The sequence below is a fragment of the Roseibium sp. genome (assembly GCF_051016195.1).
Classification (GTDB): domain Bacteria; phylum Pseudomonadota; class Alphaproteobacteria; order Rhizobiales; family Stappiaceae; genus Roseibium.
Window position 1 is genome coordinate 136,473 of sequence record NZ_CP134616.1, and the last position, 12,644, is coordinate 149,116.

Below are 12,644 nucleotides of genomic sequence, written 5' to 3' on the forward strand. Positions count from 1 at the left end.
ACTCTCTTTCGTCAGGCCACCGCCGCGCGCACGACATCAAGCGGCGCGAGCGGTTCAGCCTTGTTCAGGGCGGCATGGCCAACGGCCTCGCCGATAACGATGAGCACCGGACCGTCGATTTCTGCCCGGTTGGACAGGACAGCGAGTTCCGACAGGGTTCCGGCGAAAAGACGTTCATCTGCATGCGCGGCGTTTTCGACAACCGCGACCGGGGTCTGAGGGCCAAGCCCCGCACCGATCATCTTGTCGGCCACGGCAGCGGCAACAGTGCGCCCCATGTAAACGGCGACCGTTGCCCCTTTCAGCGCAAGTCCGGCCCAATCAGGCAACGTTTCGGACTTGGCGTTGTGGCCGGTCGCAAAGACAAGGTTGGAGGCAACACCGCGAAGTGTCAGCGGGATCTGAGCCGAGGCAGCGGCGGCAAAGGCTGCAGTCACGCCGGGCACAATCTCAAACCCTATCCCGCCCTCACGGAGCGCCTCCATTTCTTCTGCCGCCCGGCCGAAGATCATCGGATCCCCGGCCTTGAGGCGCACGACTTTCAGTCCCTTTTCGCCCAGGTCGACAAGAAGCTCGCAGATTTCAGACTGCGGCACCGAATGAGCGCCCTTGCGCTTGCCAACCGAAATACGTTCCGCGTCGCGCCGTCCCATGGCGACAACGCTTGCTGGCACGAGGGCGTCGTGAACAATGACATCGGCTTCCTGGAGAAGACGCTGTGCCCGAAGGGTCAGAAGATCCTCGGCACCGGGACCGGCGCCGACAAGCCAGACAAAACCCGGCTCGTCCGCCATGCCGTTCAGCAGGCGCTGCGCCTCGGCGCGCGCAACGTCCGGCTTGCCGGCATAAAGATTTGTCGCGACGGACCCTGAAAAGAACCGGGCCCAGAAATTGCGGCGCAGCGCACCGTCGGTAATGACCTTGGTCGCCGCATCGCGAAAGCTTTCCGCAAGCCGGGCAAGTTCACCGGTCGCACGCGGGAGCATTGCCTCGATGCGTGCGCGGATATGTCTGGACAATACCGGACCGACGCCGGTTGAAGTGATGGCGACTGCAATTGGAGCCCGGTTGACGAGTGCGCCGGTGTAGAAGTCGCAAAGCTCGGGTTTATCAACGGCGTTGACCGGCATACCCATGATCCTGGCTGCATCGACAACGGCCTTGTCGAGATCCCAGTCTTCACGTGCGGAAAAGACAAGTGCGGCGCCCGTCAGATGTGCGGGACGGAAGTCTTCCGCGATGTGCTCGGCCTGGAAAAGCTCGATCGCCTCGCTGAGATCGGGCTCGATCTCCTTGCCGATGACAACGATCGCCGCATTGGTTTCACCCAGCAGGCGCACCTTGGCAGCCGCTTCACCGCCGTGTCCGACGACAAGCACGCGACGGCCTGCAACTTTCATGAAGGCAGGAAACACATCGAGCCGGTCTTCCGGCTTTTTCAGCGTTTTCACATTGTCACCGCGGCGGTCGGCCATCCTGCAGGGTCTCCAATCCCAGTTTGATGGCTCTAATGTAATTTGCCGCTCCGCGAAGTTCCGGGCACCGGTTTTCAAAGCTCAGGTCGGATGAGGAATAGTTTTTTCCAGACGCGGCGATTGACCGATTCCGGTTCCGGCCGGGTTGCAATTTACGGTATCCATTGAAAAAGCCGTCTCGAAGCCGCATCATGAGATATCGACTCGTCGTGGGGGACCGGTCACCGGCAGGATTGATTGCCTGAGCGCCAGACGCACAGACAAATGAAGACCCCATGATTTCCCCAAAGTATTCCTTCCCGGCTGCGTTTCTTTTCTGCGTACTGGGCTTTTTCATTCCCGCCACTGCACAGGAACCAACACCAAAGTCCGACAAGGATGTGCTCTGGCAAACACGTTGTGCCGGGACGTCCCGGTTGTCCGCAGCCCTGATCTGCCAATCCTCGCAGAGCGTTCGGGCGGAAGGGAGTGGCCGTCTCCTGCTCAAGGTTGACATCGTCTTCCCGGCCAATGATGCGGACCCGATCATGCAAATGCTGCTGCCGCTGGGAATTCATATTCCCGGGCAGGTCAAGCTGTCCGTTGACGGCAGTGCTTTGGGCGACTTTGCAGTTGGCAGTTGCAACACTCAAGGCTGCTTCGCATCGGCGCCGGCCTCGCGCGGCATGATCGATGCCATGAAGGCGGGTGCGACGCTCAAGGTGGATTATGCACCGATGGCCGGGCAGCGGCACGCGATCGAGATCCCCCTGACCGGGTTCAGCCGCGCCATGGCGGCAATCCAGTAACGGGCGCCGGATTGAACGACACAAATTGCGCACGCGTCCCGAACACGTTCCGGGGCGCATGGCACTGTCTCGTTCCGCCGTTCAGCTCTTTTCCCTATACGCCGAGATCGTATCCAGCAGATGGTGGCTGCTGGTTTTCAGGCACCAGGCGGCAATCAGGAGGTGGGTCGGCCCAGCCGACTTTCGCGTTGCCTTGAGCGCTTTCTGGGAGAGGGAAAACGGGTAAGACCTGGCGTATTTCCTGCGCAGGGTCAACGACACGTACTCCCCCTTGCGCACGACATTGCTGATCTCGCTCCACGGGATCTCGTCCTTGCCGGCCCGAAGGTCGGCAAAACCCTCAGCGTTTATCCGCACGGGAGCACCCCAGGGGACAAAACACCGGTAGAGAACGAAAACCGAAAGGACCGAAAAAGCGGGCAGCATGATGAATGAACCGCTGCGAAAGCGGTGATCAATGTAGCCGCTGGGTTCCAACTGGACGCCGTAAACCGACGCGGCAACGATGCCGACGCAAATCACGAGCAGGCTGAGGGACCGGGCCCAATCCCGGTTGATGCGTGTTTCGCCATCCGGTGGCGCCGCCTCTTCGGCTGACTGATCTGTCATGCGTCGCGACGGCTTATGTCTGTGCTCGGGTCCATCATCTTCGACACGCTGGCATGTTCTGAACTACTTTCCAACAGTCAATGCAAGACAGCCTGTTTCCGCCGCTTTCGGAGGAAGACCGGAACCCGGACGCTTCCGGTTTATCCATCTTACTGCTGTATCGGGCTGCCGGATCCTGGTCTTGCCACCAGAGCGCAAGCAGAGATCGGCAAGATCCCGGCGCTCCGGCGCAGGTCTTACTTCGTGCGTCCGGGGTGACGAAAGAAAGGTCAATGCGTTTGCCAACGTCATTTGTGAGAAGTGAGGCGGAACCCGGCGCCGATCTGCAATCCGGACTTATTCCGGCACCAAAAGCGCACCAGCACAAGGGCCATGAGGACGCAAAAACTGCTCTGCCCGTCATTGCCAGACTTGATCTGGCAATCCATGCCGCTCTGCCTGGTCAAACAGCGAAGCCCCCTTGAAGAAACGAAACGGCATGGATGCCAGGGTCGAGCCCACTGCTGTCCGGTTTATGACGAAATGAGTCCCGTAGGGCGCGCTTGCGCATGCAGACTTGTCATCCCTGCTGAAGCGCAGCGGAAGGCAGGGAACCAGTAACCCGTTGTTTCTCCCGCTTCTTCTAACCTGAAGTCACACGGCGTACTCGATCCCGGTCTTGCCGCTTACGCGCCAAACCGGGACGACAAATCCGGAAAACAAGTCCTTGTCCCAACTTGGCGCTGGACGGAACACTGCCGCATTCTCAATGACATAAGTTCGACAAGCAAATTCCGAACCGGACAGCAGTGGGTCGAGCCATGGTATGACCCAAAGCGTACGAGCAAAGCACGGCGGCCAGTCGGTTAAGGCGTCATCCCGGCCAAGCGCGGCGCGAGCGGGGATCGGTGCAGCAAAGAGTTGATGATCATTCCTGAAAACAACGTCATCGCATGATCGCCGGCGCATTCGATCAACAATAAAGCCAGCGGGAGCCGCCGGCTTTCTGCTGGCACTCCAGCGATGATTACCGCATTGCCTGCATGACAGAAACGAAGTTGGCAACAGCGGCGCCGCCCATGTTGAAGATGCCACCGATTTCCGCGTCCCTGACCTGGATGTCGCCGGCCGTGCCGGTGAGCTGCATGGCGGTCAGGACATGCATGGAAACGCCCGTTGCTCCAATCGGATGGCCTTTTGATTTCAGGCCGCCGGACGGGTTGACCGGCAGCTTGCCGTCCATCTCGGTCCAGCCTTCCAGAACAGCCCTTGCGCCCTCGCCTTCCGAGGTCAGGCCCATGGCTTCGTACTCGAGCAGTTCGGCAATGGTGAAACAGTCATGGGTCTCGACGAAGGACAGGTCGTCGAGGGCCAGATTGGCATCGCCCAGCGCTTCGCCCCATGCCTTGGAGCAGCCTTCGAATTTCAGGATATCGCGGCGTGACATCGGCAGAAAATCCTGCACATGCGCCATGCCGCGGAAGGCCACCGCCTTTTTCATGCCAAGCGCTGTAGCCGGATCCGTCAGGACAAGCGCTGCCGCACCATCGGAAACGAGCGAACAGTCCGTGCGCTTGAGCGGGCCGGCAACGAACGGATTCTTTTCGCTTTCCGCACGGCAGAACTCGAACCCGAGATCCTTGCGCATCTGGGCGTAGGGATTGCCGGTGCCGTTCTTGTGGTTCTTGGCGGCAATCTTTGCCAGGGCGTCGGACTGGTCGCCGAATTTCTGGAAATAGGCGTCGGCGATCTTGCCAAAGACACCGGCGAAGCCGGCCGGGATGTCGCCCTCTTCTTTCAGATAGGAGGCTTTCAGGAGGTTCTTGCCAATCTCCGGGCCTGGCGTTGTCGTCATCTGCTCCACGCCGACAACAAGGACGATGCGCGCGTCGCCGGAGGCAATCGCGCGGACGCCCTGATGAACGGCGGCCGAGCCCGTCGCGCAGGCATTTTCGACACGCGTCGCCGGCTTGAACCGGAGCGCCGGATCAGCCTGGAGCACCAGGGATGCCGTAAAATCCTGTGCCGAGAAGCCCGCATTGAAGTGGCCAAGCAGGATTTCATCAACATCTTCAGGCCCGATGCCCGCGTCGTGCATGGCGTCGGCGGCCACCTTGACGATCATGCTTTCAACGGTTTCTTCCGCATGCTTGCCGAAAGGCATATGCGCCCATCCAACCATTGCTGCCGTCATGAGATTTCCTCCAAATGCATCCAGTCACCGGAAAAGCGCCCCGCTGCCATTTCAGGCGCGGCGGACAGCTTTTCCCTTACCATATCGGAACTTCGCTGCACCGGACATTCCCAGCTTCAATCCGGGATTGCAAGGACAAATTGACCTAAACGTCATTGTTTTTATTTTATGCATTTAAAATCAATTATTTATTTTGTTTTCCTCTACAATTCGCGAGGTTCGAGACAAGCCGTTCCCGGTAAATGAAGGAGGCATTTTAATATTTTGTTCATGAGAACGTCATGCAGAGCGCGTAGCTGTTTCCCTGTTTCAAACAAGGTCTTTTTTTGAGGCAATTTAGTTGCATTTCGCCGGTCCTGATCGCAGGGCCGGCTTTTGCATTTGAGCGTTTCTTTATCAACACGTCCCAAACAATTCTTTCCAGAGTGCACGACTTTTCATGCGTTGTAACTTGACCTCGCGATCCGCGGCATATAGCCATTCAAAGCGCTTTGAATTGATATCCCGCAACACGCGGAACGGAGACCGGCAATGTTTGAGGAAGCCGATACCGGCCAGGAGGCCGTCATGCCCGACGAAACGACCGGCGACCGGGACTGGTGGCGGGGCGCGGTGATCTACCAGATCTATCCGCGGTCTTTCAACGATTCCAACAATGACGGGATCGGCGATCTCAATGGCGTGACGGAACGTATGGACTACATCGCCTCGCTCGGGGTCGATGCCATCTGGTTGTCGCCATTTTTCACCTCGCCCATGGATGATTTCGGCTACGACGTTTCCGACTATGAAGATGTCGATCCGATGTTCGGGTCACTTGCCGATTTCGACCGCATGACGCGGGCCGCGCATGATCGCGGGCTCAAGGTCATGATTGACCTGGTGATTTCGCACACGTCCGATCAGCACGCCTGGTTCAAGGAAAGCAGGTCATCGAAGGACAACGCCAGGGCGGACTGGTATGTCTGGGCCGACAGCAAGCCCGATGGTACACCGCCCAACAACTGGCTTTCCCTGTTCGGCGGCCCGGCGTGGGAATGGGACAGCCGCCGCTGCCAGTTCTACATGCACAATTTTTTGACCAGCCAGCCGGACCTCAACTTTCACAACACCGACGTTCAGGACGCGGTTCTGGATGTTGCCCGGTTCTGGCTCGATCGCGGTGTAGACGGCTTTCGCCTGGATACGGTGAATTTCTATTTCCACGACGCGGAGCTGCGGGACAACCCGCCCCTCAATTCAGACGAGGCGCCGTCCACGGTCGATCCAACCAACCCTTACGGGTTTCAGAACCATCTCTATGACAAGACCCGGCCCGAAAACCTTGCATTCCTGGAACGGTTCCGGGCTCTGCTCGACAAGTATCCGGGTGCAACCTCCGTCGGCGAGATCGGCGCGGACGGCCAGGCCGTGGAGCTGACCGCCTCCTATACGGAAGAGAACAGGCGCATCCACATGGCCTACAGCTTCGATCTGCTGACGCCGCAGCACTCGGCGGCCTATATCCGGCGGATCGTTGAGGAAATGAATGCAGGGATCGGCTCGGGCTGGGCCAGCTGGGCATTGTCCAACCACGATGTCCAAAGGGTCGCCAGCCGCTGGGGCGACGGCAAGGACCCCGCCAGGTTTGCGCCGCTGGGAGCGGCACTGTGCGCGAGCCTGCGTGGCACGCCGTGCCTCTATCAGGGTGAAGAGCTTGGTCTGCGGCAGGTGGAGGTGCCGTTCGAAAAACTTCAGGACCCCTACGGCATCCGCTTCTGGCCGGAATACAAGGGCCGCGACGGTTGCCGCACGCCGATGCCGTGGGTGAAAAACAACGCCAATGGCGGTTTTTCCGACGCTGAACCCTGGTTGCCGGTCGCCAGTGAACACCTGCAGATGGCGGTGTTCGAACAGGATAAGGATGAAGGCTCGACCCTGAACCGGAACCGCGCCTTTTTCGCCTGGCGGCAAGGCAGGACCCCACTCAGGAAAGGCGACATGGTTTTCCTTGAAAGCCCGGAAGAAACGCTGGTTTTCACACGGAGTTTCGAAGACGAAACCATCCTGTGCGCCTTCAACCTCTCAGCCGAACCAGCAAAGGTAACGCTTCAGGGACTTGTCCTTGAGGACCTCCGCGCGCCCGGGTTTACCGGAACGGCCGAGGGCGGCACGATTTCCCTTCAAGGGCTGGATGCATGTTTCGCAAGGGTGAAATCCTGAATTCCCTGCTTCAAATCATGACCCGGTGCGGCTAAAAAGGCGCACCGGATACCCTCCGGCCCCTGTCGACACTTTGCCGGACCCTGAATGACCGATCGCCTTCCCCTGTCCGCGTTCATCATCTCCAAGAACGAAGCCGACCGGATCAGCCGGCCGATCAAGAGCGTGATCGACTGGGTCGACGAGGTCATCGTCGTCGACAGCGGATCTACGGATGGCACGATTGCGATTGCCGAAAGCCTTGGTGCGCGCGTGGTACACCACGACTGGAAAGGATACGGCCCGCAGAAGCGCTACGGCGAGGACCAGTGCCGCAACGACTGGCTGCTCAACCTCGACGCGGACGAGGAAGTTACGCCGGAGCTTGCCGAGGAGATAAAGGCGAGGTTCGCCGATGGCAGCTACGAGACAGCCGACGGCTGGCGCATCATGATCCGCGACATGTATGCCCATGAAGACGCACCGGCACCCTGGGCCTACGGCTACCATCAGATCCGTCTCTACGACCGCCGGAAAGGGCGTTTTTCCGCATCGACCGTTCACGACACGGTTCGGCCTGACGAAGGAGCGAAGATCGACAATTTTGCCGGGATCATGGCGCATCGATCCATCCGCTCGCTCGACTTTCAGGTCGGAAAGTACAACCGCTATTCGGGCATGCAGGTGGACGACATGCGCTCACGGGGGCGCAAACTGCCGAGGTCCCGCCTCGTGACCGAATTTCCGGTGAGCTTCTTCAAGGCCTATTTCGCGCGCAGGTACCGCAAATACGGCTGGTGGGGGGTCATCCTGTCCATCAACTACGCCCATGCACGGTTTCTGCGCGTCGCAAAAGCCTACGAGGCGGAGTTGCTGGAGAAGCGGGGCGAATAGGCTTTAGCGCGACGTCCGGCGCGCGCCTGCACTTGGGTCCATCACCTAGCCCGTCGCATCCAGCGCCTCATTGGGCACGGCATGCCGTTCGACTCGGATCGGCTGGCGGACGCCGGTGGTGTGGTGGAAGTGTTCCAACCGGCGGATGGTCGTCCGTGTCAGCGTGTGATCGCGCGACAGGACGAGTTCGTGACTGGATTCCGTGAGCACATCATCGACGAGAATGTCGCCGGGCCTGAGCGAGTGGATATTGCACTCCGAAATCTGACCGCTGCGCTCTTCCAGGCCCTCTTCCAGAAGCACCTTTCTGGCGATTTCCAGAAGCTTCTGATCGTATTTCTTCCGCTTGATCGCCAGCGCTTCAAAGGCAGCGGCATCCGGGCCGCCTTCCGGGCTGGCGTACCAAAGGTCCGTCAGAAGTTTCAGAATGCGCGAGATCATCGGAATGTCTTCACCCGTCGGACCGTCCTTCGGAAAACCGGAACCGTCGAAGCCGCGCGCGGAGAGGTTGAGAAATTCGGACACCTTTTCCAGGTGCGGGATGTTCTGCAGGAGATCTCGGGTCTGGGCGGGTGAGCGGTCGAGCACGTCGCGCTCCTGCTCCGTCAGGCCTCGGGCGGCGCGGTAGCGGGCCAGGATCTGTTTCGGCAGAAGAGCTTCCCCAAGCGGAGACAGCATGACCGCCATTTCCAGTTCCCAGGTTTTGCGGATGCCGAGTTCATGAGCGATCTTGAGCGCCTGCTTGCGCACGATCCCGGTGCGCCGGAACGCCTCGGGATGGAACAACGCCAGCATGTCGATCAGAAGCTTCACCGACCCGGCAAGTGTCCTTTCCAGCAACAGCCGGTCCGCGGCCTGCTGCTTGTGATGGGCCATCGCGGTTTCAAGCGCGCTCGCAAGCTCTTCCTGCGGACACGGCTTTTCCAGATAGATGAAGGCATGGGCCTCATTGAGGGCTTTCTTGATCGCCTCAGCAGACGTCTCTCGCGTCAGCATCACGCGCGCGGCTTGCGGAACAATCATTTCCGAAGCCCGCAGAAAAGCCGTTCCTCCCCGGCCCGGAAGGTGATAGCAGGAAAAGATCACGCAGGTTGCCGGGTTCTGCTTGAGGAAGCGCAAAGCTTCCTCGGATTCGGCAAAACAGGCCACCTTGTGGTGGTCGCCGAAAAGGCGCTCGAAGCCACTTCTGACAGCTTCGTCATGATCTGCGACGACAATCAAGTCGCTTGGCTCATCCATGAAACACACTTTCGGCAGCGCACGGCTCTTTCGGCCGGTCTTCGGGTATAGGCGGTTTCATGGTCTCACGAGAGGGATAACAAAAGCTTGCCTTGCCGTGCCGAAACGGTGCGCCGGCCGACAGGCATGGCGATGACCGGTTCAAGAAGGCCATTCAGGTGTGGCGTTCAGCACGCAAGTTCCCTTATAAGGCGGCATGCTTGATGTGCTTGTCATCGGTGCCGGTCCGGCCGGTCTGTTTGCGGCCGACCAGTTGGCGGCCCGTGGGTTCAAGGTTGAAATCATCGACCGAATGCCGTCGCCTGCGCGAAAATTCCTGATGGCCGGGCGCGGGGGGCTCAACATTACGCATAGCGAGGACTTTGCAGCTTTCATGGGCCGCTACCGTGAAGCAGCGCCGTTCCTGGCTCCCATCATCGAGGCCTTTCCGCCGCAAGCCCTGATCGATTGGTGTCACGACCTCGGACAAGAAACATTTGTTGGCTCCAGCGGCCGCGTCTTTCCTGTCGCGATGAAAGCGTCCCCCCTGTTGCGCGCCCTCCTCCGGCGGCTCCAGGACCGTGGCGTTACTCTTCGAACCCGGCAGAGCCTCGCGGGATTTTCTGAGAAAAACACGGCTGTCGTTCGATCAGAAGGTGGAGAGCCCCGCGAGATCGCGGCCCGGGCGGTCTTGCTTGCCATGGGAGGCGCAAGCTGGCCGAAACTCGGATCAACCGCGTCCTGGGTGCCGCTCCTTCAGGAACGCGGCGTGCTGATAAACCCCTTCCAGCCGGCCAACTGCGGCTTCGAGATTGCCTGGAGCCCGTTGCTGAAAAAGAGGTTCTCAGGCTCACCATTGAAGCGCATCGGCCTGAGCCAAGCTGGCCGCCAGGTCCTCGGCGAAGCCATTCTTTCCGAAAGGGGTCTGGAGGGCGGGGCTGTCTATGCACTTTCAGCCGAGATCCGCGATACGATAAATCGTCTTGGGTCGGCGGAAATTGTCATCGATCTGCGCCCCTCAATGACGGCCGAGCAGTTGACTGCCAGACTTTCGCGATCCAGGGGCAAGCAATCCTGGTCCACATTTCTCAGAAAGGCGCTGAAACTCTCTCCTGTTGAAATCGCCTTGCTTCGCGAGGGTGGTCCACTGCCAGACGATCCTGCTTCCCTTTCAGACCGCATCAAACGGGTGACGCTTGCCAGTAGAGCGCCCTATCCGATCGACCGGGCCATTTCGTCAGCCGGCGGTATTGCGCTTGACGACGTCGACAAGGCGATGATGCTCAAGAAAGTGCCGGGCGTCTTCGCCGCCGGAGAAATGCTCGATTGGGAGGCACCGACCGGCGGTTACCTGCTGCAGGCCTGTTTTGCAACGGCGCATCGCGCGGCTTCAGGGATCACGACTTACTTGGAAACGGACACTGCGGGGCGAAAACCATGACGATCCTTTTTGTGGACGCGGACGCCTGCCCGGTGAAGGACGAGGCCGTTCGGGTCGGCGAGCGGCACAGGGTTGAAATCAAGTTCGTCTCCAACAGCTGGATGCGGCTGCCGGAAGGCGATCTAATCGAGCGTGTGGTTGTGCCCGAAGGACCGGATGAGGCCGACAACTGGATTGCCGAACGGGCCAAGGAAGGCGATGTCGTGGTCACGGCGGACGTGCCGCTGGCAGCGCGATGCGTGAAAGCCGGGGCACTTGTGATCGGACCGACCGGAAAACCGTTTCGCGAGGATGGCATCGGCATGCGCCTTGCCATGCGCGATCTCAACACGCATCTGAGGGAAACCGGTGAAATCCGCGAAGGCGGCCCGTCTTTCTCCAAGGCCGACCGGTCCCGCTTTCTGAACCAGCTTGAAACCATCATGCGCGCAGCCAAGCGCATCGCCGGGGCAAAATAAAAACTCCCTGCAAGGTTGGGAGGAGACCTTGCAGGGAGACGCCGGGGGCACTCTTTGTGCCGCATCTGTGCCGGCTGAGTCGCATTGTCGTTGTTTGGAGGGAGCCGGTGGACCGGCTCCGGAACCCTTGAAAAACTTAGCGGCAGAACTTGTATTGACCGGAATAGGCCAGGAAGTAGCCGGTGTTCGGGTTGAACGAGCGATATTTCGAGTGGCAGTAGTTGTACCAGGCCGGCGTCCACGGAGCCGGGCGGTAGGTAACAACCGGAGCCGGTGCCGGATAGTAGGCCGGCGGCGGAGCGACGTAACGCGGTGCGTAACGGGGACGTGCCAGGGCGGAGCCGATGATGGCACCGGCAGCAATGCCGCCTGCAATGCCTGCGCCGACGCGCCAGCCGTTTCCGGCTTCGGCAGTGGTGGTCTGAGAGGTGAGAACGACACCGGCAACGAGAGCGAGGGCGGTGGTGGTGGTTGCGATTTTCTTAAACATTCTAAAGTCCCTTCTTGGTTGCGAGGCCCTGAATGTTTCCCTGCCTCAGCTCATGAAAAGACCATAGCGCCGGCCTCCGACCAGCTCTGTGACCGGGGTCACAAGGTGTCACATTTGAATTTTTTCCTATTTCAGGGCCGGAAACCGTCGTCAGGCAGGCACTGTTTCGATGACACTGTGTCCAGGCATGCCCTTCCCTGTACCAGATAGGACTGCACACACTCCGCCTCGCCGATTTGTCCCAAATGGACCGCAAAGAGATGTTGCACGCCGGGTCCGATCAGCGGTGTGTCGGCTTCGCAGAATGCGACATCCGCATCATCCGGGAGGCATATGTTCCGGGCCTGACCGGAACTGGGAACCAGCAGTTCGCGCAGGTTAGGTGAAAACTCACACTAGTTTCACTTGCCACGCCCATGGCTCAGACCTACATTGTCGTTCATCGGCGCGCGTTGCGCCGTACGGGACATGACGAAAGACCCGGTGAGACTGATTTCGGTGGCGCTTTCAAAAGCGTTGCTCTGAATAGCCAAGCTTTCCGTTTCTTATTGACTTCTCGTATCTCCGCGTTCTGCAGGACCTCCCGCAGGCGCACAAACAACGGAAAGGTTTCTCCATGCGCGAGAACGGCACCATCAAGTTTTTCAACCACGACCGTGGTTTCGGTTTCATCACGCCGGATAGTGGCGGCAAGGACGTCTTCGTCCATGTAACGGCATTCGAACAGGCAGGCCTTGGCGCGCCGGTCGAAGGCGCGAAGATCTCCTTCGTTGCCGAAGACGACCGTCGCGGCCGCGGCAAGCAAGCCGCACAACTCGAGCTTCTCTGAGGCTCAAGGGTTCGAACCGAACCCTGGCAAAAGATGCTGAATTGAGAACGGGGCCTCGCGGCCCCGTTTTTTTTGTGAATTGCAAAAA

At 59.6% G+C, this 12,644-nt stretch carries 12 protein-coding genes; 6 read left to right on the forward strand and 6 right to left on the reverse strand.

The genetic code is table 11. From position 1 onward, the window contains the following. Positions 1-11: 11 nt before the first annotated feature. Positions 12-1,475 carry a siroheme synthase CysG gene (gene cysG / locus RDA78_RS00635; protein WP_434053447.1) on the reverse strand — a complete coding sequence of 488 codons (1,464 nt, stop codon included), beginning with the start codon at positions 1,473-1,475 and terminating at the stop codon, positions 12-14. A 275-nt stretch (positions 1,476-1,750) separates the two neighbouring features. On the opposite strand from cysG, the gene RDA78_RS00640 reads away from it, so the two are divergent. Then, positions 1,751-2,263: an invasion associated locus B family protein gene (locus RDA78_RS00640; protein ID WP_434053448.1), complete on the forward strand. Its 513-nt coding sequence runs from the start codon at positions 1,751-1,753 to the stop codon at positions 2,261-2,263. Between the two features lie 81 nt (positions 2,264-2,344). On the opposite strand, the gene RDA78_RS00645 is transcribed toward RDA78_RS00640, so the two are convergent. Next, on the reverse strand, positions 2,345-2,872 hold the full coding sequence (locus tag RDA78_RS00645) for a hypothetical protein (protein ID WP_434053449.1): 528 nt from the start codon (positions 2,870-2,872) through the stop codon (positions 2,345-2,347). A gap of 1,006 nt (positions 2,873-3,878) precedes the next feature. After that, positions 3,879-5,045 carry an acetyl-CoA acetyltransferase gene (locus tag RDA78_RS00650; RefSeq protein WP_434053450.1) on the reverse strand — a complete coding sequence of 389 codons (1,167 nt, stop codon included), beginning with the start codon at positions 5,043-5,045 and terminating at the stop codon, positions 3,879-3,881. A 531-nt stretch (positions 5,046-5,576) separates the two neighbouring features. On the opposite strand from RDA78_RS00650, the gene RDA78_RS00655 reads away from it, so the two are divergent. After that, positions 5,577-7,247 (forward strand): alpha-glucosidase family protein, encoded by a 1,671-nt coding sequence (locus tag RDA78_RS00655; protein WP_434053451.1) that lies wholly within the window; start codon positions 5,577-5,579, stop codon positions 7,245-7,247. Between the two features lie 87 nt (positions 7,248-7,334). Then, positions 7,335-8,120, forward strand: coding sequence for a glycosyltransferase family 2 protein (locus tag RDA78_RS00660; protein WP_434053452.1), 786 nt, complete (start codon positions 7,335-7,337; stop codon positions 8,118-8,120). Positions 8,121-8,165: 45 nt separating this feature from the next. Here RDA78_RS00660 and RDA78_RS00665 read toward each other — a convergent pair whose 3' ends face one another. Continuing rightward, positions 8,166-9,359: an HD domain-containing phosphohydrolase gene (locus RDA78_RS00665; RefSeq protein ID WP_434053453.1), complete on the reverse strand. Its 1,194-nt coding sequence runs from the start codon at positions 9,357-9,359 to the stop codon at positions 8,166-8,168. A 196-nt stretch (positions 9,360-9,555) separates the two neighbouring features. Between RDA78_RS00665 and RDA78_RS00670 the strand changes: the two genes are divergently transcribed. Continuing rightward, entirely contained in the window at positions 9,556-10,779 is a 1,224-nt protein-coding gene (locus RDA78_RS00670) for an NAD(P)/FAD-dependent oxidoreductase (protein WP_434053454.1), read from the forward strand. After that, positions 10,776-11,237, forward strand: coding sequence for a YaiI/YqxD family protein (locus tag RDA78_RS00675; RefSeq protein ID WP_434053455.1), 462 nt, complete (start codon positions 10,776-10,778; stop codon positions 11,235-11,237). The genes RDA78_RS00670 and RDA78_RS00675 overlap by 4 nt, the downstream gene beginning before the upstream one ends. Before the next feature lie 136 nt (positions 11,238-11,373). On the opposite strand, the gene RDA78_RS00680 is transcribed toward RDA78_RS00675, so the two are convergent. Next, entirely contained in the window at positions 11,374-11,727 is a 354-nt protein-coding gene (locus RDA78_RS00680) for a BA14K family protein (protein ID WP_434053456.1), read from the reverse strand. 401 nt (positions 11,728-12,128) lie between these two features. Beyond that, the gene (locus RDA78_RS00685) at positions 12,129-12,260 is read right to left on the reverse strand and encodes a hypothetical protein (protein WP_434053457.1); all 132 of its coding nucleotides are present in this window, start codon (positions 12,258-12,260) and stop codon (positions 12,129-12,131) included. Between the two features lie 83 nt (positions 12,261-12,343). Between RDA78_RS00685 and RDA78_RS00690 the strand changes: the two genes are divergently transcribed. Further along, complete coding sequence (locus RDA78_RS00690; protein WP_306141169.1) at positions 12,344-12,556, forward strand: cold-shock protein; 213 nt, start codon at positions 12,344-12,346, stop codon at positions 12,554-12,556. Positions 12,557-12,644: the final 88 nt, after the last annotated feature.